The organism is Paenarthrobacter sp. TE4293 (assembly GCF_050435325.1).
Classification (GTDB): domain Bacteria; phylum Actinomycetota; class Actinomycetes; order Actinomycetales; family Micrococcaceae; genus Arthrobacter; species Arthrobacter nitroguajacolicus_C.
The window spans coordinates 358494-378051 of sequence record NZ_JBNJRY010000003.1; the positions used below are offsets into that span (position 1 = coordinate 358494).

At 60.1% G+C, this 19558-nt stretch carries 20 protein-coding genes; 8 read left to right on the forward strand and 12 right to left on the reverse strand.

Going from position 1 to position 19558, the window contains the following annotated elements; all coding sequences use genetic code 11:
* Window positions 1–231: 231 nt before the first annotated feature.
* Complete coding sequence (locus tag QF015_RS07955; protein WP_429388230.1) at window positions 232–1506, reverse strand: glycosyltransferase family 4 protein; 1275 nt, start codon at window positions 1504–1506, stop codon at window positions 232–234.
* On the opposite strand from QF015_RS07955, the gene QF015_RS07960 reads away from it, so the two are divergent.
* The 5 genes from QF015_RS07960 to QF015_RS07980 all read left to right on the forward strand — a co-directional run bounded on the left by QF015_RS07960 (window position 1505) and on the right by QF015_RS07980 (window position 8093).
* Window positions 1505–1642 (forward strand): hypothetical protein, encoded by a 138-nt coding sequence (locus tag QF015_RS07960; RefSeq protein WP_310206560.1) that lies wholly within the window; start codon window positions 1505–1507, stop codon window positions 1640–1642. The two genes, QF015_RS07955 and QF015_RS07960, sit on opposite strands and share 2 nt — an antisense overlap.
* A gap of 878 nt (window positions 1643–2520) precedes the next feature.
* On the forward strand, window positions 2521–4170 hold the full coding sequence (locus tag QF015_RS07965; protein ID WP_429388232.1) for a hypothetical protein: 1650 nt from the start codon (window positions 2521–2523) through the stop codon (window positions 4168–4170).
* A 95-nt stretch (window positions 4171–4265) separates the two neighbouring features.
* Window positions 4266–5342 (forward strand): LCP family protein, encoded by a 1077-nt coding sequence (locus tag QF015_RS07970; protein ID WP_310206565.1) that lies wholly within the window; start codon window positions 4266–4268, stop codon window positions 5340–5342.
* 49 nt (window positions 5343–5391) lie between these two features.
* Window positions 5392–6111, forward strand: coding sequence for a DUF6270 domain-containing protein (locus QF015_RS07975; RefSeq protein WP_429388234.1), 720 nt, complete (start codon window positions 5392–5394; stop codon window positions 6109–6111).
* Window positions 6112–6326: 215 nt separating this feature from the next.
* Complete coding sequence (locus QF015_RS07980) at window positions 6327–8093, forward strand: FG-GAP-like repeat-containing protein (RefSeq protein WP_429388235.1); 1767 nt, start codon at window positions 6327–6329, stop codon at window positions 8091–8093.
* A gap of 41 nt (window positions 8094–8134) precedes the next feature.
* Here QF015_RS07980 and QF015_RS07985 read toward each other — a convergent pair whose 3' ends face one another.
* Together QF015_RS07985 and QF015_RS07990 are read right to left on the reverse strand one after the other, a co-directional pair.
* Window positions 8135–8959 (reverse strand): alpha/beta fold hydrolase, encoded by an 825-nt coding sequence (locus QF015_RS07985; RefSeq protein WP_310206573.1) that lies wholly within the window; start codon window positions 8957–8959, stop codon window positions 8135–8137.
* A 135-nt stretch (window positions 8960–9094) separates the two neighbouring features.
* Window positions 9095–10003 carry an alpha/beta hydrolase gene (locus tag QF015_RS07990; RefSeq protein ID WP_429388237.1) on the reverse strand — a complete coding sequence of 303 codons (909 nt, stop codon included), beginning with the start codon at window positions 10001–10003 and terminating at the stop codon, window positions 9095–9097.
* Window positions 10004–10856: 853 nt separating this feature from the next.
* Between QF015_RS07990 and QF015_RS07995 the strand changes: the two genes are divergently transcribed.
* Both QF015_RS07995 and QF015_RS08000 read left to right on the forward strand, forming a co-directional pair.
* Complete coding sequence (locus tag QF015_RS07995; protein ID WP_310206579.1) at window positions 10857–11264, forward strand: MarR family winged helix-turn-helix transcriptional regulator; 408 nt, start codon at window positions 10857–10859, stop codon at window positions 11262–11264.
* A 152-nt stretch (window positions 11265–11416) separates the two neighbouring features.
* Window positions 11417–11596: a hypothetical protein gene (locus tag QF015_RS08000; RefSeq protein ID WP_310206581.1), complete on the forward strand. Its 180-nt coding sequence runs from the start codon at window positions 11417–11419 to the stop codon at window positions 11594–11596.
* 5 nt (window positions 11597–11601) lie between these two features.
* On the opposite strand, the gene QF015_RS08005 is transcribed toward QF015_RS08000, so the two are convergent.
* Window positions 11602–13065: a protein adenylyltransferase SelO gene (locus QF015_RS08005; RefSeq protein WP_429388241.1), complete on the reverse strand. Its 1464-nt coding sequence runs from the start codon at window positions 13063–13065 to the stop codon at window positions 11602–11604.
* Window positions 13066–13375: 310 nt separating this feature from the next.
* Here QF015_RS08005 and QF015_RS08010 point away from each other — a divergent pair, with 310 nt between their 5' ends.
* Complete coding sequence (locus QF015_RS08010; RefSeq protein ID WP_397337087.1) at window positions 13376–13801, forward strand: hypothetical protein; 426 nt, start codon at window positions 13376–13378, stop codon at window positions 13799–13801.
* A gap of 283 nt (window positions 13802–14084) precedes the next feature.
* Here the strand turns inward: QF015_RS08010 and QF015_RS08015 are convergent, their stop codons facing one another.
* From QF015_RS08015 to paaA, 8 genes are read right to left on the reverse strand one after another with little or no spacing between them, the layout of a single operon-like run.
* Window positions 14085–14210 (reverse strand): hypothetical protein, encoded by a 126-nt coding sequence (locus QF015_RS08015; RefSeq protein ID WP_429388242.1) that lies wholly within the window; start codon window positions 14208–14210, stop codon window positions 14085–14087.
* A complete protein-coding gene (locus tag QF015_RS08020; RefSeq protein ID WP_429388244.1) occupies window positions 14207–14551 on the reverse strand; it encodes a diacylglycerol kinase family protein in 345 nt (114 codons plus the stop codon). The genes QF015_RS08015 and QF015_RS08020 overlap by 4 nt, the downstream gene beginning before the upstream one ends.
* Before the next feature lie 41 nt (window positions 14552–14592).
* Window positions 14593–15372 carry an enoyl-CoA hydratase/isomerase family protein gene (locus QF015_RS08025; RefSeq protein ID WP_310206590.1) on the reverse strand — a complete coding sequence of 260 codons (780 nt, stop codon included), beginning with the start codon at window positions 15370–15372 and terminating at the stop codon, window positions 14593–14595.
* Window positions 15373–15381: 9 nt separating this feature from the next.
* Entirely contained in the window at window positions 15382–16587 is a 1206-nt protein-coding gene (gene paaE / locus QF015_RS08030) for a 1,2-phenylacetyl-CoA epoxidase subunit PaaE (protein ID WP_310206593.1), read from the reverse strand.
* Between the two features lie 8 nt (window positions 16588–16595).
* A complete protein-coding gene (gene paaD, locus QF015_RS08035) occupies window positions 16596–17162 on the reverse strand; it encodes a 1,2-phenylacetyl-CoA epoxidase subunit PaaD (RefSeq protein ID WP_429388477.1) in 567 nt (188 codons plus the stop codon).
* An 8-nt stretch (window positions 17163–17170) separates the two neighbouring features.
* Window positions 17171–18115 carry a 1,2-phenylacetyl-CoA epoxidase subunit PaaC gene (gene paaC / locus QF015_RS08040; protein WP_429388246.1) on the reverse strand — a complete coding sequence of 315 codons (945 nt, stop codon included), beginning with the start codon at window positions 18113–18115 and terminating at the stop codon, window positions 17171–17173.
* Entirely contained in the window at window positions 18112–18489 is a 378-nt protein-coding gene (gene paaB, locus QF015_RS08045; RefSeq protein ID WP_011775850.1) for a 1,2-phenylacetyl-CoA epoxidase subunit PaaB, read from the reverse strand. The genes paaC and paaB overlap by 4 nt, the downstream gene beginning before the upstream one ends.
* Complete coding sequence (gene paaA, locus QF015_RS08050) at window positions 18486–19481, reverse strand: 1,2-phenylacetyl-CoA epoxidase subunit PaaA (RefSeq protein WP_011775851.1); 996 nt, start codon at window positions 19479–19481, stop codon at window positions 18486–18488. Before paaA ends, paaB begins: the two co-directional genes overlap by 4 nt.
* Window positions 19482–19558: the final 77 nt, after the last annotated feature.

The window sequence follows — 19558 nt, forward strand, 5'->3', positions numbered from 1 at the left end:
GCACGCTCGCAAAACGTGCGGTTAACCCGTCCCGCTGCCCAGCAGCAAGACTGGCCACTAGAAAGAGTGTTTGTCCTGAGGAAGGGGACATACCGGCGAGAAGACGGGCCACCGGCCTGACCCAATGAGGTGGCAGTTTTCTCAGAATTTGCAGGATCAAGACGAATGGAGCCTCGGTCGCGTGCTCAGAGACGGTCCTAGCCATGATCCTGATATTGCGAAGGAATTGGATCACGTGGCATGCTCCCCGTTTATGGCATGTTTCGGATGCACGAGCACGGAAATTGTCTCCATATACTTGATGGCCAACTGGGCATAGTCAGCGTTGTCGCGAACCCATTCCCGTCCGCTGGCGCCGGAAGCCAATCGACCGCGGTCAGCTGCGAGATCGCGCCAAAGTTGTGCCACAGCCTCCGGGTTGGCGGGCACGACGTCGCCCCCTCCCGCCTCGAGAATTATCCGCTCCGCTTCCCCACGCACGATGGCCGTGACATGCCGGCCGATAGCAAGAACCTCATATGTCTTGGATGGCACCGTGGTCTCAAACGACTTCCAGTCGTCACGGAGCGAGACAATACACGTGTCAGCTTCGCGGTATTTATCTACGACTTCCGGCCCCTGAAGTGAGGGAAAGAAAGTAACGGGCGCATTTAACTCACGGGCAAGTTTCACCAACTGTGGTCGAGTGGTGCCGTGTCCTACGAGTGTCAGGTGGAACCCATCGCCAAGTAGTGCGCTCGCGCGGATAAGTATGTCTAGACGTTGACTCTTGCCGTGGTTGCCCAAGTAGAGTGCTCGGAAGTCTTCCCGGTTCAGTTCCGGTGGTTCGAGGAAGGGTATTGAGTTCAGATCTAGCCCGTTGCTGACTGTCACAACATTCTTCAGGCCACGTTCCCGCAACGTTTCGGCAAAACCCTCGGTGACCGTTACCACCAGATCGGCACGCTGCTGAACGAATTCGACAACTCGCTCCACTATGCTCTTCACGCTTCCTTGGACAATTCGAGCATCCCTCGCCAAGTCTGGCCAAGCATCGCGCATCTCGACGATAAACGGCACCCTGCGAAGTTTTGAAAGAACGTACCCGGTTGCCAGGGTGGGGAGACTCGGCGCTGTCGCAAGAACTGCATCCGGTTTCTTGCCACTCAGACCGATAGGAACTGACATGACAGCGGAAAAGAGCTGATCCACAAATCGCGCCAGCGACGAAGTACCCAGGTGACGCAAATAGGGCACTCTGCGGACAGTCTCCCCGTGCGGTCCCACTTGGTGCGAGAAGGCAAAACCAGCCTCACGGCGAGGCAGGTTCCGTCGCCCGTTTGGATAGTGCGCCACCGGAGAAACAACGTCGACATCCCAACCTGCCCGTCGGAACTCCCGAGTCAAGGACTGCCACCTGCGCTGCGGAGGGCTGTGTTCAGGCCAGTAAGAGTGAGTGAGGAGCATGAGACGCATCGGTAATGCAGGATTTTCCGCAGCCGTGTCCCCAAGGAGGGTGTTACCCATGGGCCTACTTGCCGTTGAGGCGGGGTCCAGGGACTCCCTTGGAACGCAGAGCCCGGAAGTACGCGACGCCCAACAGGATAAGTACGAGAACAGTAATTCCTTGAAGAACGGGATTGTTATCAGCAACTGGGGCTAATGCGACCTTGAGTGGTCCTGCGATGTCCGCGCTGGCAACTGCCGGAGTAGCGGTTTTAGTGGCCGTCGGTGTAGGCGTCGGCGATGATGACGGCATAGCGGGGGCCGTGGTCGCGCTTTCCGTCGGAACTTCAGGGTCTACGACATATCCTTGGAGGCCTTCTTCTGCAGGCACCTCGGGTGCCGGCAGCTGCGGAGCAGGAATCACCGGGGCGACTGGTTCAACGGCCGGCGGAGCTACAGGTTCCGTGATAGGCGGAACCACTGGCGAAGGCTCCGCAGGTGGCACAACGGGTGCGGGGGAAGGCTCAGGGTCCAATGGCGTTAGGGGCGGACCCGGCTCAAGGATTGGGGGGACAACCACCGGGGGAACCACGGGTTGTTCCGTGGGTGTTCCAGGTTCTCCGGTTTCCGACCCTGGCCCCGGCACTGGCCCAGTATCGGTGGCGAGTGCAGGCTGAGTTCCGAGGAACCCGAGGATGGCCAGCATCAAAACCACAAGTGCGGCTTGAACACGTTTGATTCCGGTGCCCAACTTTCCCCCCGTTGCATATATTTCAGAACGCTGTCAGTGTCCTGTCGAACGCGACCGCCTGAGACTTGGCGGCGCACGGACGTCCACCATCGGAGGGCGACCCGCATTAGTTTATCGTATGGATTAGCGGTGCCCCGTCAGCTGACTTCCCACACGCTCCACTAAGGTTGGAATCCACAGTCTTGATGCCTGTGGGTCTCCACTCCCTTGCTAGAGTCAAAGCTGCCCACGCCTAGCCCAAGGAAGTCATGCCGCTCTGGAAGTTGCCGCAGCGCGAAGCGAGCCCAAAAAAGTCCCGTATGAAGCGTGTTCCCCGGAGATCGAAGCGAGCAATAGCGTGCGTCTTGGCACTGTCCGTTGCCGCCTCGGTAACCGCCGGGTTGGGTTCCGTGCAGAGCAATGGAGCGGAAGGCAAGACCGCTGAGATCGCCGCTCCTGGTACAGCAAAGGAGCCCAACCCGAAATTGGCCGCAGAGGCTTACCCCATAAGTGGGTACTTTATCTCCGCCAGCTCCCGCGACTCTGCAAACTACAAGAAGTTGGCGGATATCAAGGCATTCGGAGGCGACACCGTCATCACCTTCGGAACTTCGCTCCAACCTGCCACGCTCGAGTCGCTACCCAGTGGTTGCACAATCAACGGGAAGTCTTGCGCCCGTGTGGCAGCTGGCCCTCTTAGCGTTGACCGCTTCTTCACTCTTTTGGACGGAAGCAACTGGGGCGACACTGCGCTCAAGTGCCCCAACGACCGAAAGGTCACCAACAACGGGCAGTCTTACGTCGTGTTGGTTCTGCCCCAAAGGGGTCAAGAATGCACGTCCTCAGACGGAAAATACGACGTAGTGGTCGTTGGGGGCGGTAGTTCGTCCGCCGTAGATCCATCCCGGTCCCTTGCCGACGCCGCTACCAAGCTCGGCATGAAGTTCTATGCAGGCATGCCCGCCCCCGCGAAAAGAGCCGACCTTCCGTATCTCCCCGATGTTTCATATCTGGGGACACTGACGCTCCTGACTGAACGCTTTCTTGCCTACCAACGCTCAGCCAACGATGTACGTGGGTTGGCCGGGTTCTACCACCACACTGAGATGCCTCTTACAGATAGCAGTACGTTCGACTCGGTGCTCGATCTGTACTCCAGCCAAAACCGTGCCATTCATCGCATCTTACCTACCCGCCAAGCGATCGTCAGTCCCTATATCGATGCTCGCCTAACCAAAACAGGAATCAGTCTGCAGAAGGCACAAAACGGAATCCGCAGAATCGCGCAGACCTCGGAAGGCGTGGTCTTGAACATCGCTATCCAGGACGGCATGGGAACGGGCAAAGGTGCGGCTTTCACCGGAAGTGAAGCAAACTCCACGGTTGATCCTTTTGCGGCGTCTATCGTGGGAAACGGAACATGGGGCAACAAGTATCTGGCTCCCAACAAGGAGTACTTTTCTGCCGCAGCCGCTGGGATCGCGGGCACCGGAGCCGTGCTGTGGGCCAATCTAGAGGGCATGGCACCGGCTACAGCGTCCAACTACTGCGCGGACAGCCTTCGCGGGCAGACAACAAAAGCGCGGCTGGACCGTCAACTTCAACAGATGGCCAATGCAAGGAAAGTCATCTCCTTCATGTGGGACTCTTACTTCACCTGCAAGGGAAACGGCACCCCGTTGAAGAACCAGATACTGAAGGGGCTGTCGACACCCATCATCACTGACACAACCTTCCGCCCAGCATCCGGTCAAGTTCAGGTTGCTGGATTCAACCTGAAGGGAAGTACAGCCACGCTGGAGTGGACAGACCAAAAGGGAAAGCAACTAACGAAATCCGTGAAGGCGAGCAGCATCAATTCCGACTACGGAGAGCAGTATGGCTTGAACCCCCAGCTCGAAATGATCACTGTCGACGTAGGTTCGACAACCGTGAAGAGCCCAGGAAACTACTACGTAAAAGTGACCAATGTCTGGGGCAATACATCCCCAAAATTTCATTCCGAGCTCGGCTAGGGCGCACTCGCTCAGATGAAACTGGCCGCTCTCTGCGCCCCCGACTTTTGCGCCTTGGTAGAATCATCACTGCTGACGCCGACACCAAGGAACACATGACGCTCCCGACAGATACTGAGACTCCTACTGCAGACTCGCGTCCTCGACGTCAAAAAAAGGGCAGCAAAACCGCCCGAAACGTGCTCCTTGGCTTCGCCGCCGCCGTGCTCGTTGTTGGCCTCATTGGAGGCGCCTACGTCTTCAACTTGGCACAGACCTTCAACTCAGGCACAACCAAAATCGAGACGGCCTTCCCGGAAGAGTCAACCCGACCACAGAAGACAGAACCCGTCAACGGTCCCGCGCCGATGAACATCCTGGTGATGGGCAGCGATACCCGCGGATCTGCTGAGCTCGATGTCGATACCCAGGTGTCCACGGATCAGCGAGCCGACACATTGATGCTTGTTCATATTCCCGCAGACCGTAAGAACGTGTACGCAGTGTCTCTCATGCGTGACCTGTGGGTGGATATCCCCGGGAAGGGCCAGTCGAAGATCAACTCTGCTTTGGCACTTGGAGGCGTCCCTCTGATGGTCCAGACCGTTGAGTCCCTCTTCCAGCAACGCATCGATCATGTCGCCATGGTCGACTTTGAAGGATTCAAAGGCCTCACCGATGCTTTGGGGGGCGTGGAAGTCGACGTGAAAATTCCATTCGCGCCAGCCAAAGGCCCCATGAAGGGCCACTACTACGAAGCTGGTAAGCAGACGTTGAACGGCGACGAGGCTCTGGCGTTCGTCCGCGAACGCATGTCCTTCAGTGACGGCGACTACCAACGCGTCCGCAACCAGCAGGCTTATATGAAAGCGATTATCAGCAAGACCATCGCACGGGAGACGCTGACAAACCCAGTGACTGTCAACAGCATGGTTGGCGCAGTCTCACCTTTCATCAGCGTCGACAAGAATTTCGACGCCGGGGCTATCGGTAACCTCGCGCTGGGGATGAAGGACCTTCGAGCGAGCGATACCGTCATGTTTACATTGCCGACTCTCGGCACGGGTACTTCGACTGACGGTCAGTCGATCGTCGTCGCAGACACGACAGCCATCTCCGAGATTGCTGCTGCACTGTCAAAGGACCAACTGGGCGCATACATCACTGCGCATGCTCTCGAAAAGGGCAACTGACCGCTTGCTTGCGTGACTTGGCAGGGGTCAGGGAGCCGCAGGACAATCCTTGCTGTACGCTGAATCGGTGCCATCTGTCTTCATTTACGGGAGCTGCGTATCCCGAGATCCCTTTGAGAATCCCAGCGACTTCGAACTCGAAGGATACTTTGCTAGGTCGTCCGTGGGTAGTGCCTTCCGCCAACCGCCCGAATCTGGCACAGAATTACCTGATGTTGATGTCCTTAAGAGCCGCTTCCAGAAAAGAATGGTCCAGGCCGACATCAACAAGTCGCTTCCTGGAGCCCTAGCTAACAGCTCCTTCGATGTGCTCGTTGTCGATTTTATCGATGAGCGCATGAACACGATAGAAATTGGTGGAACCACCATCACCGAATCGGAGGAGCTTAAGGCGACCGGTTATTCATATGACCTGTCCCTTAGCCAAGAACCATGGAGTGATTCTGGCTTGGCACGCCGTGTTGAAGGAATCAAGGTGCTCACGAACTTGGTTGATCCCCTCAAAATCATTGTGAATCGTGTCTTCTGGGCGACGGTTGATACCGACGGAGTGCCTTTTCCACGCTCGAGGTGGTTCGACCGCAATAATAGGCTGCTCTACGACCTTTACAAAGAGATTGAGAAGACGCCCGGCATAAGATTCATCGACTACCCGGGCGGCGCGCCCCTGGCCGCAGTAGGACACAAGTGGGGACGGCAGCCTTTCCACTACAGCGAAGGGGCTAACGCTCACTTCCTCAGTGAACTGACGCGCCTTACCAATGGATAGCTGAGACGAAAAGCCTCCAATAGCTGGGCTGCCCCTTACTCACAGCTATCCCTTCTGTAGAATCCTCACATCGAAGTGTTTCCGCGTGGCGAATTTTGGGGGATTCAATGGGTGCTCGTTTGTATGGATCGCGTGTGGGCGGGAGGTTGAAAGTTCGACGCCGTCGCCGATCTATTGTCCTTTCAGTCATCTTTGGGGTAACGCTAGCGGCGCTGATGGCTAGCCCCGTTTCACCATCAGATGCCGATACGGTAACGGACGATTTTCGTGTGGGTTATTTTCCAAACAGCATTGCGGTGAATCCAGTAACCAATACGGTGTACGTCACTACTGAATTTGGCGTGTATGTGCACGGTGGTCCTGCTGGAGGCCGCCATCTTCCAGTTTGGGGTTACTCTAATGTCGCCGTTAACACCGCGACGAACAAGATCTACGTCAGCACCCACGACCGTTACGTTGCTGTGGTGGACGGGGCCACTTACGGCGAGCCCGATCGGATTCCTGTGGACGGGAGCATTCTGGCCGTCAACGAGAAGAACAACAAGATATACCTCGGCAGTACCAACGCCCTCACGATCATCGACGGCGCCACCCATGCCACCACTAGTTTGCCGATTGCTGGCCGCGTGGAGGACATCGTGGTGAATCCAACCACAAACAAGGTCTACGTCTTGAGTGGCGGCACGATCAGTGTCATCGACACCGACACCGTCAGCTCATCGATCAACATCGGGGCCGGTGGCATTTTAGCCGTCGCGATCAACCCGGTGACCAATAAGATCTACTTCACTACGTCCAGCATGTACGGTGCCGGCATTCAGGTCATTGACGGCAGAACGGACACAATTACCAGCTCCATTCCGTCGGGCTATCCTGTAGGGAAGTTGGCTATAAACGCGACTGCCAACATGATCTATGTAGAACTGGAACGCAGCTCCACAGATAGATACATCCAAGCCATTGACCCGGGAAATCAGATGGTGGTGGCTGAATTTAGAACCCCCGGGAAAATCACCGACTTGGTTATCAATGAAGGCAACAACAAGGTCTATGCCCCGACACCACGCTCAGGGACCACCATCATCAACGGTTCAAATAACAGTACATCAGTCGTCAAAACTGGTGGCGATTCTGGCGACGCGGCTGTCAACCCAGTTACGAACCGGGTCTACGTGGTCGACGCTACGGGATGGAACATGTCAATCATCGATGGTTCGGTTTCTTCTCCAGTAAAAAATGACTTTAACGGCGACGGTAAGTCCGATGTCTTGGCCAGGGACATCGCCGGGGCGCTCTGGCTCTACCCAGGGAACGGCACCGGAGGATGGTTGCCCCGCAGACAGGTGGGGCAGGGCTGGAACGTCATGACGACGATGGTCTCCACCGGCGACTTCAATGGTGACGGTAAATCCGACATCCTGGCTCGTGACGGCGGCGGAGCGCTTTGGCTTTACCCTGGCAACGGCGCCGGTGGGTGGCTGGCCCGCAGCCAAGTGGGGCAGGGCTGGAATGTCATAACCGCGATGGTGGGAGTGGGAGATCTCAACAGAGACGGCCCCCCGGATATAGCAGCTCGCGACAGTAGCGGCACTCTATGGTTGTACAGGGCTGATGGACGGGGTGGATGGCTGCCGCGTCACTGGTACACCGCTGGCTGGAACGGCCTTTCTGAAATGATCGGCGTCGGTGATTACAACGGAGACGGGGCGCCCGATATGGCCGCCCGGGACGGCTCCGGGGCGCTGTGGTGGCTCTTCCCGCAAGCGAGCGCCCCAATCCTTCCCAAGCAAATAATCGGCCAGGGGTGGAATGTCATGAACTCCCTGACTTGGCCGGGCGACTTCAACAGCGATGGATGGCCCGACATCCTCGCCCGAAACTCAGCAGGCGAGCTTTGGATGTATTCGGGGCACGGCGGATTCTCCTGGCCAACGGCCACAAAAGTGGGCACCGGTTGGAACGGCATGACGGCAATTCTCTAGATCCTCGGGCCTAGTATGCAATGCGGCTAGCCCTGAAACCATCAAGGCCTAGAAGCCCGCACATTAGCCAAAAATCCCGTCACATCCCCCGCCACCCGGTCCGGACATTCCCACAGCACCAGGTGACCGGTCTCCTCATAGATCTTGAGGCGCGATCCCGAAATGCGGCTGGCAAGGGTCTCCTGATGATGCCGCGGAACCAGATGGTCGTGGGCACCCCAGAGAATCAAAGAGGGTGCTGAAATGGCACCGGTTTTCGTCGGCGGTACCGCCTCGTAGAAGCCACGCAGCGACTCCTTCCAAACGGAGGCCGGCATGGCCAAACCGTCCCGCACCCGATCTTCAATGTAGGAAGCAGGAACCGTGTGCAGGAGCCGGTACCAAGACAAGGACGCCCGGACCCACTCCTCTGAAATCGGATCGGTCAGCGAATCCATTTCGGCGGCGAACGGCGGTTTTCCCTGCAGGCTCAGCGGCGTACCCACCAAAACCAGCGAGGCCACCAGGTCCGGGCGCACCACGGCTAGTTGCTGCGCAACATATCCCCCGCTGGACGAACCCAACACGTCGCCACGAACTAGACCCAGGGCTTCAAACAGCGCCACGACGTCTTCGGCTACCTCCAGCAGCGAATAGCCGCCGGAAGGCTTCTCAGCAAGACCGTGCCCACGCATATCGGGTGCCACCAGAACCTCGTCAGAGAGTCCGGCAATCAGCCGCTCAAAACTCCGCCAAGACTCACCCCAGGCGTGCAACAGGACCAACGGCGTGCCGCCGTCGTTGACCGTTTGCTCAAGGTGACCCTGCACAAAACAGGGAACGCTGACACCGGTTCGCAGAGCGACAGTCCGGACCTCGGATTTCATGAACTCAGAGTACGCACAGCACCACGTCGAGACGAGGGCAGGGGCACCCGGCGAATTACCAGCTAGCGAGGCTATGGTCGATGGGTCCCGCCTGATCCCCCATCAGGCGGGACACTTTTGTTTCAGCCCGCCCGCCTACTTTGCGCGGGTGGCGGCCCACTGCCGAAACCCATCGGCGATCTCCGTAGCGTGAGTGTGATGGAGGTAGTGCTCTCCCGGGAGCGGCACCACGGTGCCATCAGTAACGCTCAGGGCCTGCCTCTCATGCAGTCCCAGCCACTCCGGACTCTTCTCGTTCTCCGACACCACAAAGAGAAGCACAGGCAGATCCTCAGCGAAGCCGGTCCCGAGCGCTCGCTCGAAGTTTGTACGGATATGGGTCATCTCGTTGAGATAGGTGGACGAGATGGAGTTCCGCTGGGTCAGCATCTGCATCTGTTCACGCGCATGATCGGAGTACGCGTCGCCGTAACCGTCTCCGGCAGCGGCCACCAGACGGAGCAGGCCGAGGTGCTTCGCAGCGGCCAAGAGCCCCGTGGGGAATTGGGTGTCCATGCCGGGTTGACCCGGAACGCTCGAATCAATGCCGATAAATGCCGTTACTTCTTCCGGGTAACGCGCCGCGTACTCAATGCCGTAGATTCCTGCGATGGAGTGCCCCATCAGGATGTATGGGTCAACCTCCAACGCCTCCAGCGCTGCGTGGACCTCTGAGACGATATTCTCTGTGGTCCGCTCTCGCTGGGTGCCGTCACTTAAGCCGTATCCGAATGGCTCCGCCACGATGACGCGGTGATCCTTGGCGAGGTCTGTAGCCAACGGTGCGAAGTCCAGGACAGGAGAAGAGGTACCAAATCCCGGAAGCAGAACAACGTCTCCGGCACCACTTAGGAAGACGTTCATCATGCCACCATCCACAGGCACCCTGTCTCCGTAGGATTCAATCCGGTGGCCCTCCGCCTCGGTCGCCACGACATTCACCACTGTTGTGGTAGCCAAACCCACCGCCAGCAAGCCACCAACCGCGGTGACGCTCACCAGCATTTTCCTAACAGACCTCTTCAACCGTGCCTCTCCAAGGGCACGCGATGCACCCGATGCCTCCAGCCTTTGTGGATAGCAGCGCCGCGCACATCACCCCTGAGTGGGCACTTGTGTACCGCTTTGGTGGTACTCGCAAGTAGTCCTCACGATGAGGCGGCCCGAATTTCCACAGTTTGCTGCGGTCCACATCGTCTTTCAGGAGTCACGCTCTGCAGGGGTAGCACCCGCTATGAATCGCCGCGACGAGGGACCGGTTGGGGCGGAACCGCCGGGTCCGACGCCGGTAGGCAAAATCTCAGCGCGTCTCCCCCGAAGCCGTTGTTGATGCAGTACAGCGGCACCTCCTCATCACCTAGGTGAAGCGTCGGCTTCCGCATGCCGTATTTGGATTGATTGAAGGTCAGCTCAACTGTGCCATCGGGTGAGGTGCAACTGTAGGAGACGTTCCACGCGCTCAAGTCTTCGCAGCGGTTAAGCTCCTTCGTTGCGCCAGCGGCGTCCACGTACTCCCAAGTCCTGTCCGCGTAATCGCCCACCTGAATGGCAGAGTTCGGAGTGGACCGGGCATAGTCGCGGGTGAACGGCCTCTCGTCGCAGCTCGCGGCCGTAAGCGAAAGCAATGCAAGGCTGGCTGCTCCAAGTATCATTCGACGATCCATTTCCCTTCGTCCCCCAATTCAAAGCCCAAACAGCAATCGACTCTGCAACCTTAGCCACGCGCGGGGCCAACGACGCGCCTCAAGGGCAATTGGTCTTGTGCCCTGGTCGCGTAGCCGGGACCTGGCACCTGCCTCATGTAACCTAGTAAGCAAGCTGACTATTTTGGAAAAGCCCGGGGGTCTGAATGCCTGACATGGACCGATGGCCAACCAGCCGTCTGCTGTCCACGGCGGCACGGCTCGTGGAACTGGCATGGAACGAGAAACTGCGTCCCTTGGGGCTCACGTATCCGGCCGTGCTCACCCTTGAAACCGTGGCGACAGCTGGCCCCATGACGCCCGGGAGGCTCGCCCAGAGCGTCCATCTGCAAGCCCAAACCATGAGCCGGCTTCTTGCCAGGCTTGAGTCCCGAGGCTACGTCCGCCGCCAACCGAATCGGTTCATGCGACGCAGCCAAGTGGTTTCCATTACCGATTTGGGGCTGACGCTGCTGGAGCAATCCCAGTGCGAGGAGAACATCGTGCTCTCGACAGTTGCCTTGGATTGCGGGAATCTGCGTGAAGAACTCCTCACCATCCTGAATCACTCAAACTTCAGCTAGCTGTCACACCTTCCGCGTAGACGGAAGTCAGTGCAGCAAGGCAAGATGGATGTATCCGCTGATGAAGTCCGGCGACCCAGGGAGAAGGCATTTCTCCAACACCTACACCGGGCGGAGTCAACGATTGCTGCCCGGCGATCCAAAAGGACATCATGAGTGAACTTCGAATCGGCGACAGCCTCCCGGTAGAACTTCTAAGCTTCAAGGCAGCAGAATGCCTTGTCTCAACAGGCGCTCCCGAATCTGAGGACGTGTGCGTGCTGGATGCAGGTCACACCGGCCAGCATTTGGCTGCCGGTGCAGACATGGTGGTTCGGGCCGTCTGGGCCTAGGGCCCTTACGTGCCACAGAACGTCCGGTAGGGGCCGAAGCTCTCAGGCGCGGGATCAGCATATGATTCCAGGCCCGGACGTTCTTTGAAGGGGTCACCTACAGCTGCCAGCAACCGCACTGCCGGGTCCATGTCACCCTCAGTTGCGGCGGCAAGAGCCTCCTCCACCAAGTGGTTGCGTGGGATATAGATGGGGTTGACCCTGTCCATGGCATTGGCATCCGGTGTGAGAGCACGCCAACGCTCCAACCAGGCATCGAACGCTGCCAGGTCAAGAACGGTACCGCGGGCGGGTTCAGCCTGCCCGCGGGCCGCCTTACCGAGGCTTCGGAAGAACGAGGTGTAGTCCGCACGCGCCTCCTGGACCAGCTCCAGCAGTTCATCCACCAAAGGTGAGGCGACGCCGTCGTCGATTGACTCAGGCAGCCCAAGTTTGGCTTTCATACCACTGAACCAGGCAGCGCTGTACTGCTGGCGGAACCCGTTAAGTGCTTCAACGGCAAGGGCTACGGCCTGTTCCTCATCGTCGTGAATGAGGGGCGCGATGGACTCCGCGAAACGTGCAAGGTTCCACTCCGCAATCAGGGGCTGGTTCCGGTAGGCGTACCGCCCGGACTCATCGATGGAGCTGTAAACTGCGCCAGGATCAAAGCCCTCCATGAAGGCGCACGGACCATAATCGATGGTTTCCCCGGACACCGTCATGTTGTCAGTGTTCATGACACCGTGGACGAACCCGACCAGCATCCACTGGGCCACAAGAGTCGCCTGAACAGTGATGACTGCCTCAAGAAGGCCAAGGTAACGGTTGGCTTCCCCCACGGCTGACGGGTGGTGGCGTTCGATGGCGTGATCAGCAAGGCGCCGCAGCAGCTCTAAATCATTGGTGGCCCTGGCATATTGGAAACTGCCGACGCGCAGGTGGCTGCTGGCCACCCGGGTCAGGACGGCCCCCGGGAGGAGGGTCTCACGCTGAACGGCACGCCCCGTTGCGACCACAGCAAGGCTACGCGTGGTGGGAATGTTCAGAGCATGCATGGCCTCACTCACGATGTACTCTCGCAGCATGGGCCCCACCACCGCTTGGCCATCCCCGTTCCTCGCGAAGGGTGTACGTCCCGACCCCTTGAGGTGCAGGTCCCGCAGCTTCCCGTCAGGGCCGGCAATCTCGCCAAGCAAAAGGGCTCGCCCATCCCCCAGACGGGGTGAGTACCAGCCGAACTGGTGACCTGAGTAAGCCTGCGCTACCGGGGTTGCCTCTTCGGGCAGGGCATTGCCGATCAGCAGCCGGACGCCCTCCGGGCTCCGGAGGAAGTCAGGTTCAAAACCGAGTTCGACGGCGAGTGGCTCGTTGAGTGCCAGAAGCTGCGGTTCGGGAGCCTCCTCCGCCCGCCACGGAACAGCCATCTCGGGTAGGTCCCGGGCGAAGTGCCCTTCAAAGGCAATGGTGGAGTGCGCAATGTCGCTCATCAATCAAGGATATAGATGCCGTTGCCGGCGCGAAATGACAGTCCAGTCCGGCTAGCACGTGAACCACTGCCTGTGGCAGGAGATCCATTGGGGACTTGGGCTTTGCCTCACATCTGGTTTTGCCACGCGCGTCACGTTTTGCATTTGGATGTCACTCTCTAGGAGTGACGGGTACACCCCGCTTGGCTGTATTTGCCCCCTAACCGAAGGATCAAGCATGCGAGTTCGCGACAACCTGAAAACTGTACGACGCGGCCGACGCCGACTTAGTACCTTACTGGCGGTGCTGACATTGAGCGTTGGTTCAGTGATGGGTTCTGCGCCGGCATCGGTGGCCTACGACTCGGGCGATTTTCATGTCTATACTCACGTGCAGAACGTCGGGTGGACGAGTAACAGCGGAACGGTCGGGCAAGGGCTACGGCTTGAAGCGATCCGTGTGTATCAGGTGAACACGCGTCAGTTTTGCGGTCGAGCGCACGTTGCCACACTGGGGTGGCAGGCCGTCCAGTGCACTTCAACCAGTAACAGACAGATCATACTCGGGACCCAGGGGCGGGGCCTCGCGATTGAAGCGGTGGAGCTCTGGACCCCGGGCTACAACCTCGGGGCAACGGCACACGTCCAGAACATCGGCTGGATCCAGAAGGCAACCTCATACGCTGGACAGCACGTCACAATCGGCACAACCGGCCAGGGTCTCCGGATGGAAGCTTTCGTGTTTGCTATAAAGTGAGCCTCCCTCCGCCACGCGGCAACCGGGTGTCGGCGAAGTCAGTGCATGAAACCGGTGCCGTCCCAGTCGCGATCATATTTACCGCACCTGGTGCAGCGCCTGTAACGCCCGCTGCCATCCTCTGCTGACTCCACATGCCAGTGGTGGTGGAGGTTCAGTTTGCACATCATCTTCTGGAGTATGGCCATCTCCGTTCGAAGCACGCTCGGACTGCACTGCGCGTTCAATGCATGTCCTCAAAGTTTAAGCCGCTGATGCCTGCGGCGGCAGTACTCGTTGTGGGTCAGCCCCGCATCGGTCCATCGAACGAAGCGCTGTTGCTGCCCTGCGGCCCCATGACATGCACGGCGTTCCTCTGAACACTGAATTCGGTGGGAGTTACCGCAGCGATTTCGCCGTCGAGGTTCACGGACCCGCCATCGGAGCAACCATGTTCCCGTCACCGTAGTGCTTGCCGTTGCCCGCTGCCACCTGAAGCACGTGGTCGAGGTCCATCGTCCCGGCAAGGAGTCCGGCGGCAGAAGTCACCGTGCCGTCACCACCACCCACAACCACCAGGTCATGTCGTTCTGAAATCACTTGGCGCAGTGCATCGAACAAACCCGCGCCCGATGTCACCGGATGCACGGAACAGACCGGCACGCCTGATTGCTTCATTGCGTCCACGGCCAGTTGGCTCGCTGCAGCCCCTCGACGTGATGCCGCATTAATCACCACGGCCGCCGAGCGCACTCGTGGAGGAGCCATCATGTGACCAATGCTTGGCCCAACTACCTTGAAGGAACCTGCGTCTACCCCTTGAAAACAGGCGCCCGCTTCTCCTGGAACGCCCGGAAGCCCTCCGCGTAGTCGTCGGTCTTGCACAGCCGTGCCTGCTCGGCGTTTTCCTCCGTCATGGACGCCCAAAGGCCCAGGCGCTGGTCACGGATGTGGGCCACGAGTTCCTTCGATGCGTTGAATGCCTCGGTTGCACCCACGGCCACCCGCGACACGATTTCCCGGGTTACCGGCAGAAGGGACTCAGCAGGCATCGCCCGGCTGAACATCCCTTGCGCAACAGCCTCGGCCCCGGAAATAAGGTCGGCCGTGTAGATCAGGTCCAGCGTGCGGTGCATACCGAGCCGCTCTGTGAAGTACCAGTGCCCGCCCGAGTCCAGCGTGGCCCCCAGCTTGGCAAAGGGCGAGCCGAACTTGGCGTTATCCGCCACATAGACAACGTCGGTGGCCAGCAGCAGCCCCAGCCCAACGCCCAGGCAAGCACCGTGGGCGGCGGCGAACGTCGGCGTCGGGAAGGCGGCCATCTTCTTCAAGAGCGGCTCAACCAAGCCGCCGAGGTACGCCTGGGCGTCATCGGTTTCCGGGGTCACAGCGGCAATGTCGCGCCCCGCGCAGAAGGCGCGTCCCTCTCCGCGAAGCAGCAGCGCCCGCACCTCACCACGCGAGGCGGCGGCAGCAGCGTCGTCGTACGCTTTATCCAGTTCGGCCAGCGCGTCCTCGTTGAGTGAGTTCAGCTTTTCGGGGGCATTGAGGACAATTTCGGCAATGCCGTTGGCAATGGAGAGCTCGATCATGGGGACTCCTTAGACGTCGAAGTCGACGGTAACTTCTTCGCTGGTGGGGTGGGACTGGCAGGTGAGGACGTAGCCCTTGTCCAGCTCGTCCTGCTCAAGGGCGTAGTTCTCGTCCATGGAAACCGTACCGGTGATCAACTTGGCGCGGCAGGTGCCGCAAACACCGCCGGCACAGGCGAAGGGAACGTCCGGGCGGACGCGGAGGGCCGCGTTGAGGATGGACTCGCGGGCATGGGTCGGGCTGGCAACATCACCGGTGAGGCCATCCAGCGTGAAGGTGATCTTGTACGTGTCCTGTGACTCGTCCTGCACCACGGGACGGCCCGCATTGCCCTCGGGACGATCGGGACGACCAGTGGTGAAGAGTTCAAAGCGAACGTGCTCGGGCGCGACGCCGCGGGCAGCAAGGGTGTCCCGGCACAGCTGGACCAGCTCGAACGGCCCGCACAGGAACCATTCATCCACATCCTCGGCACGGATCGCCGACGACAGCAGCGCCTGCAGCTTCTCGGAATCAATGCGTCCGGTCATCAGCGGCGCAATGCGTTGCTCGCGGGACAGCACGTGGTGCAGCGCAAGGCGCGATGGGTACTTGTCCTTCAGGTCCGCCAGCTCCTCCAGGAACATGACGTCCATGGCGGCTTTGTTGGCGTACACCAGGTCAAACGTGGTTTCCGGGTTGGCCGCCAACAGCGTGCGCGCAATCGCGATCACCGGTGTGATACCCGAGCCTGCGGCGATGGCCACGAAGCTGCCGGGCTCCCCCGCCAGCTCCTCCGGGTGGTTCATGGAGTTCATGACGTTGTGCTGGACAGCCGAACCATCCTTGCCATGCCGCGAAATGAACGCACCTTGCGGGCTCATGACATCCAGGACGTCACCGGCCTTGAGCTCGGCATTCGCCCACGTGGAGAAAACGCCGCCCAGGTCCTTCTTGATGGCCACCCGGATCTCGCTGCTGCCGTCCTCGAAGCTGCGCGGCTCTGCGCAAATCGAGTAACTGCGGCGGACCTCGTGCGGCTCACCGTTCTCGTCCGGCAGCGAGGTGCGCAAGGCCACGTACTGACCGGGAAGGTAGTCGTACTGGCCGGCCAGCTCGGCAGGAACACCGAACGTGACCTCGATGGCATCGTCCGTGAGGCGCCGGACTTCCGAGACGGTCAGGTTGTGGAAAGACGCACGACGGCGGCTGGCCGTCTGGGTTTCGGTGGTCATGGAATTCCTTAGAGGACTTTGAAGTAGTCGAACGGTTCCTTGCAGTCCTGGCAGACGAACAACGCCTTGCAGGATGTGGAACCAAAGCGGGTGAGTTCCTTGGTGTTCAACGACGAACACTGCGGGCATTTCACGGCCAGGCTCAGGCGGACGGGACCGGAGTGGCCGCCGGCGGCAGCCATGCCGCTGGGCGGGGCAATCCCGTACTCCTCCAGCTTGGCCTTGCCGGAGTCCGTCATCCAGTCAGTGGTCCACGCGGGCGACAACACCAGGTTGATGTGCACGCTCGCGTAGCCTTCCTTCTCGAAGGCCTTCCGCAGGTCGTCACCAATGGCGTCCATCGCCGGGCAGCCCGAGTAGGTGGGCGTGATGGTGACCTCGACGGCGGTCCGTGAGGCGCCGCCGTCGTGGTTGCCTGTTGCTTCGGTCGAGGTGACCTGCACGCCGCGCAGGATCCCCAGGTCCTCGATGGTGAGGACCGGGATCTCGGGATCGCAGACCGTGGACGCGATGTCCCACGCCCGCTGCTCGTCAGTCCGTGACTGCGCTGGTGGCTGGATTGGTGACTGCGTCATCATGCTGGTCACCAGCTCGCGCCCGGGTGTTCGCGGGCAAGGACCTGCATTTCAGCGAGAATGTAGCCCATGAACTCGGAGTGCTTGTCTCGGCGGCCACCGCCCAGTGCCTGCGGGACGCCGGGGATGTCCAGCTCGGCCTCGGCCATGATTTCGCCGGTGAGGCGATCGAATGCCGCGCGGAGGCTCGAAGGCTGGACCGTGACACCAGCCTCAGTCAGGCGGGTGGTGAGCTCGTCGTCTTCGAAGAGTTCGTCAACATACGGCCACACAAGCTTGAAGCCCTGAATGATGCGCGCGCGGGACTCGTCCGTGCCCCCGGCCAGGCGCAGGACCCACTGGGCACTGTGGTCGCGGTGGTAGTCCACTTCCTTGACGGCCTTCGCAGAGATGGCCGCGAGGGTGGGATCGCTGGAGGCGGCAAGCGCCGTGTAGAGCTCGTACTGGTAGAAACTCACGATGAACTGCCGGGCGATGGTGACCGCGAAGTCGCCGTTGGGCTGCTCAAAAAGGTGCGCGGAGCGGAACTCGTGCTCGCGGCGGAAGTAGGCGAGCTCGTCCTCGGACTTGTCCCACGCTGCGCCGGCGTAGGTGAGGAACGAGCGGGCGTGGCCCAACTGGTCCAATGCGATGTTGCCCAGGGCGATGTCTTCCTCAAGCTCAGGGGCACGGGAGATCCAATGGCCCAGGCGCTGGGCGAGGATCAGGCCGTCGTCGCCGATGCGCAGGGCGAACTCCGCGACATCCTCGCTGGGCTTGACCTTCCCGCGGCTGATGTCCAGGGCGATGTCTTCGGGACGCAGCGCATTGCCGGGCGTGATGCGGGTGGCGCTGGCTGAACCGTCGCCGGAAGCTCCGGCTCCGTGGACGCCAACGGAAATGTCGCCGTGGCCTTCGATGGCGAAGTCAGTATCTTTTGCTGCTTCGTGGGAGGTCGCGTCTTGGGTGGTCACAGGTGCTTCACGCCTTCGCTCTTGGTGTAATACGTCGCGTGGCGGTAATCCTTGCCCTGCGGGGACTCGAAGAAGGAACCCTTGGAGTCCGGATCGCTGGAGGAGATCGCCTCGGCAGGGACAACCCAGATGGAGACGCCCTCATTGCGGCGGGTGTAGAGATCGCGGGCGTTCCGGAGGGCCATGGCGGCATCCGGTGCGTGCAAGGAACCGGCGTGAACGTGGGACAGGCCGCGGCTGGAGCGCACGAAGACCTCCCACAGGGACCACGGGGATTCCTGGTGCTCTTCCGTGGTGGCCGCAACCTTGGGGGCTTCGCGGTTGATCTCGCTGGCGGCGCTTGCCGGTGCTTCCGGGTTACCGTGGGGGCTCATGCTGCGTGTTCCTTCTGTGCTTGCTTGCGGGCGTACGCCACAGCGGCCTCGCGAACCCAGGCACCGTTTTCGTGTGCCTCACGGCGGCGCTCGACGCGCTGCGAGTTGCAAGGACCGCGGCCGGCCAGGACTTCCTTGAACTCGTTCCAGTCCAGGGGTCCGTGCTCCCACTTCTTGGTTTCTTCGTTGAAACGGATGTCCTTGTCGGGCAAGGTCAGGCCGAGGACCCGGACCTGCTCCACCATCATGCCGACGAAACGGCTGCGCAGTTCGTCATTGCTGAAGCGTTTGATGTTCCAGGCCATGGACTGCTTGGAGTTGGGTGAGTCATCATCCGGCGGGCCGAACATCATCAGCGACGGCGCATACCAGCGGTTCACTGCGTCCTGGGCCATCTGCTTCTGCGCAGGCGTGCCGTTGGCCAGTTCCAGCAGGATCTCGAAACCCTGGCGCTGGTGGAATGATTCTTCCTTGCAGATGCGCACCATTGCGCGACCATAAGGACCGTACGAGGCGCGGCACAGGGGCACCTGGTTGCAGATGGCAGCACCATCAACAAGCCAGCCGATGGCTCCCATGTCCGCCCAGGAAATCGTGGGGTAGTTGAAGATGGATGAGTACCGGGCCTTGCCGGCAATCAGGTCTTCCATCATCTGGTCCCGGGACTGGCCCAGGGTTTCTGCGGCCGAATACAGGTAGAGGCCGTGGCCGGCCTCGTCCTGGACTTTGGCCATGAGGATGGACTTGCGCTTCAGGCTCGGTGCCCTGGTGATCCAGTTGGCTTCCGGCTGCATGCCGATGATTTCCGAGTGTGCGTGCTGCGAGATCTGGCGCAGCAAAGTCTTGCGGTAAGCCGCCGGCATCCAGTCGCGCGGTTCGATGCGCGAGTCCTCCGAAATGATGCGATCAAAATACGCCTGACCGGCTGCCTCCCGCTCCTGCTCCTCCGGGGACAGCTCAGCGGGCACTGACTGCAGATTCTGCGATGCCATGGTTGCTCCTAATAAATTACCGACCGTTCGTTCAGAATATGCGGCGAGGACGTTTTCAGTCAAGGTCCGGGTTCCTT

What these genes read in the sequence shown, in the direction of transcription:
- QF015_RS07960 (WP_310206560.1), top strand. Translation starts at nt 1,505, where the DNA reads ATGGGCCTACTTGCCGTTGAGGCGGGGTCCAGGGACTCCCTTGGAACG.
- QF015_RS08025 (WP_310206590.1), bottom strand. Translation starts at nt 15,372, where the DNA reads ATGATCGAGCTCTCCATTGCCAACGGCATTGCCGAAATTGTCCTCAAT.
- QF015_RS08000 (WP_310206581.1), top strand. Translation starts at nt 11,417, where the DNA reads ATGAGTGAACTTCGAATCGGCGACAGCCTCCCGGTAGAACTTCTAAGC.
- QF015_RS07955 (WP_429388230.1), bottom strand. Translation starts at nt 1,506, where the DNA reads ATGGGTAACACCCTCCTTGGGGACACGGCTGCGGAAAATCCTGCATTA.
- QF015_RS08010 (WP_397337087.1), top strand. Translation starts at nt 13,376, where the DNA reads ATGGGTTCTGCGCCGGCATCGGTGGCCTACGACTCGGGCGATTTTCAT.
- paaA (WP_011775851.1), bottom strand. Translation starts at nt 19,481, where the DNA reads ATGGCATCGCAGAATCTGCAGTCAGTGCCCGCTGAGCTGTCCCCGGAG.
- QF015_RS07985 (WP_310206573.1), bottom strand. Translation starts at nt 8,959, where the DNA reads ATGAAATCCGAGGTCCGGACTGTCGCTCTGCGAACCGGTGTCAGCGTT.
- QF015_RS08005 (WP_429388241.1), bottom strand. Translation starts at nt 13,065, where the DNA reads ATGAGCGACATTGCGCACTCCACCATTGCCTTTGAAGGGCACTTCGCC.
- QF015_RS07970 (WP_310206565.1), top strand. Translation starts at nt 4,266, where the DNA reads ATGACGCTCCCGACAGATACTGAGACTCCTACTGCAGACTCGCGTCCT.
- QF015_RS07990 (WP_429388237.1), bottom strand. Translation starts at nt 10,003, where the DNA reads ATGCTGGTGAGCGTCACCGCGGTTGGTGGCTTGCTGGCGGTGGGTTTG.
- QF015_RS07980 (WP_429388235.1), top strand. Translation starts at nt 6,327, where the DNA reads ATGGCTAGCCCCGTTTCACCATCAGATGCCGATACGGTAACGGACGAT.
- paaB (WP_011775850.1), bottom strand. Translation starts at nt 18,489, where the DNA reads ATGAGCCCCCACGGTAACCCGGAAGCACCGGCAAGCGCCGCCAGCGAG.
- QF015_RS07995 (WP_310206579.1), top strand. Translation starts at nt 10,857, where the DNA reads ATGGACCGATGGCCAACCAGCCGTCTGCTGTCCACGGCGGCACGGCTC.
- paaE (WP_310206593.1), bottom strand. Translation starts at nt 16,587, where the DNA reads ATGACCACCGAAACCCAGACGGCCAGCCGCCGTCGTGCGTCTTTCCAC.
- paaD (WP_429388477.1), bottom strand. Translation starts at nt 17,162, where the DNA reads ATGACGCAGTCACCAATCCAGCCACCAGCGCAGTCACGGACTGACGAG.
- QF015_RS08020 (WP_429388244.1), bottom strand. Translation starts at nt 14,551, where the DNA reads ATGATGGCTCCTCCACGAGTGCGCTCGGCGGCCGTGGTGATTAATGCG.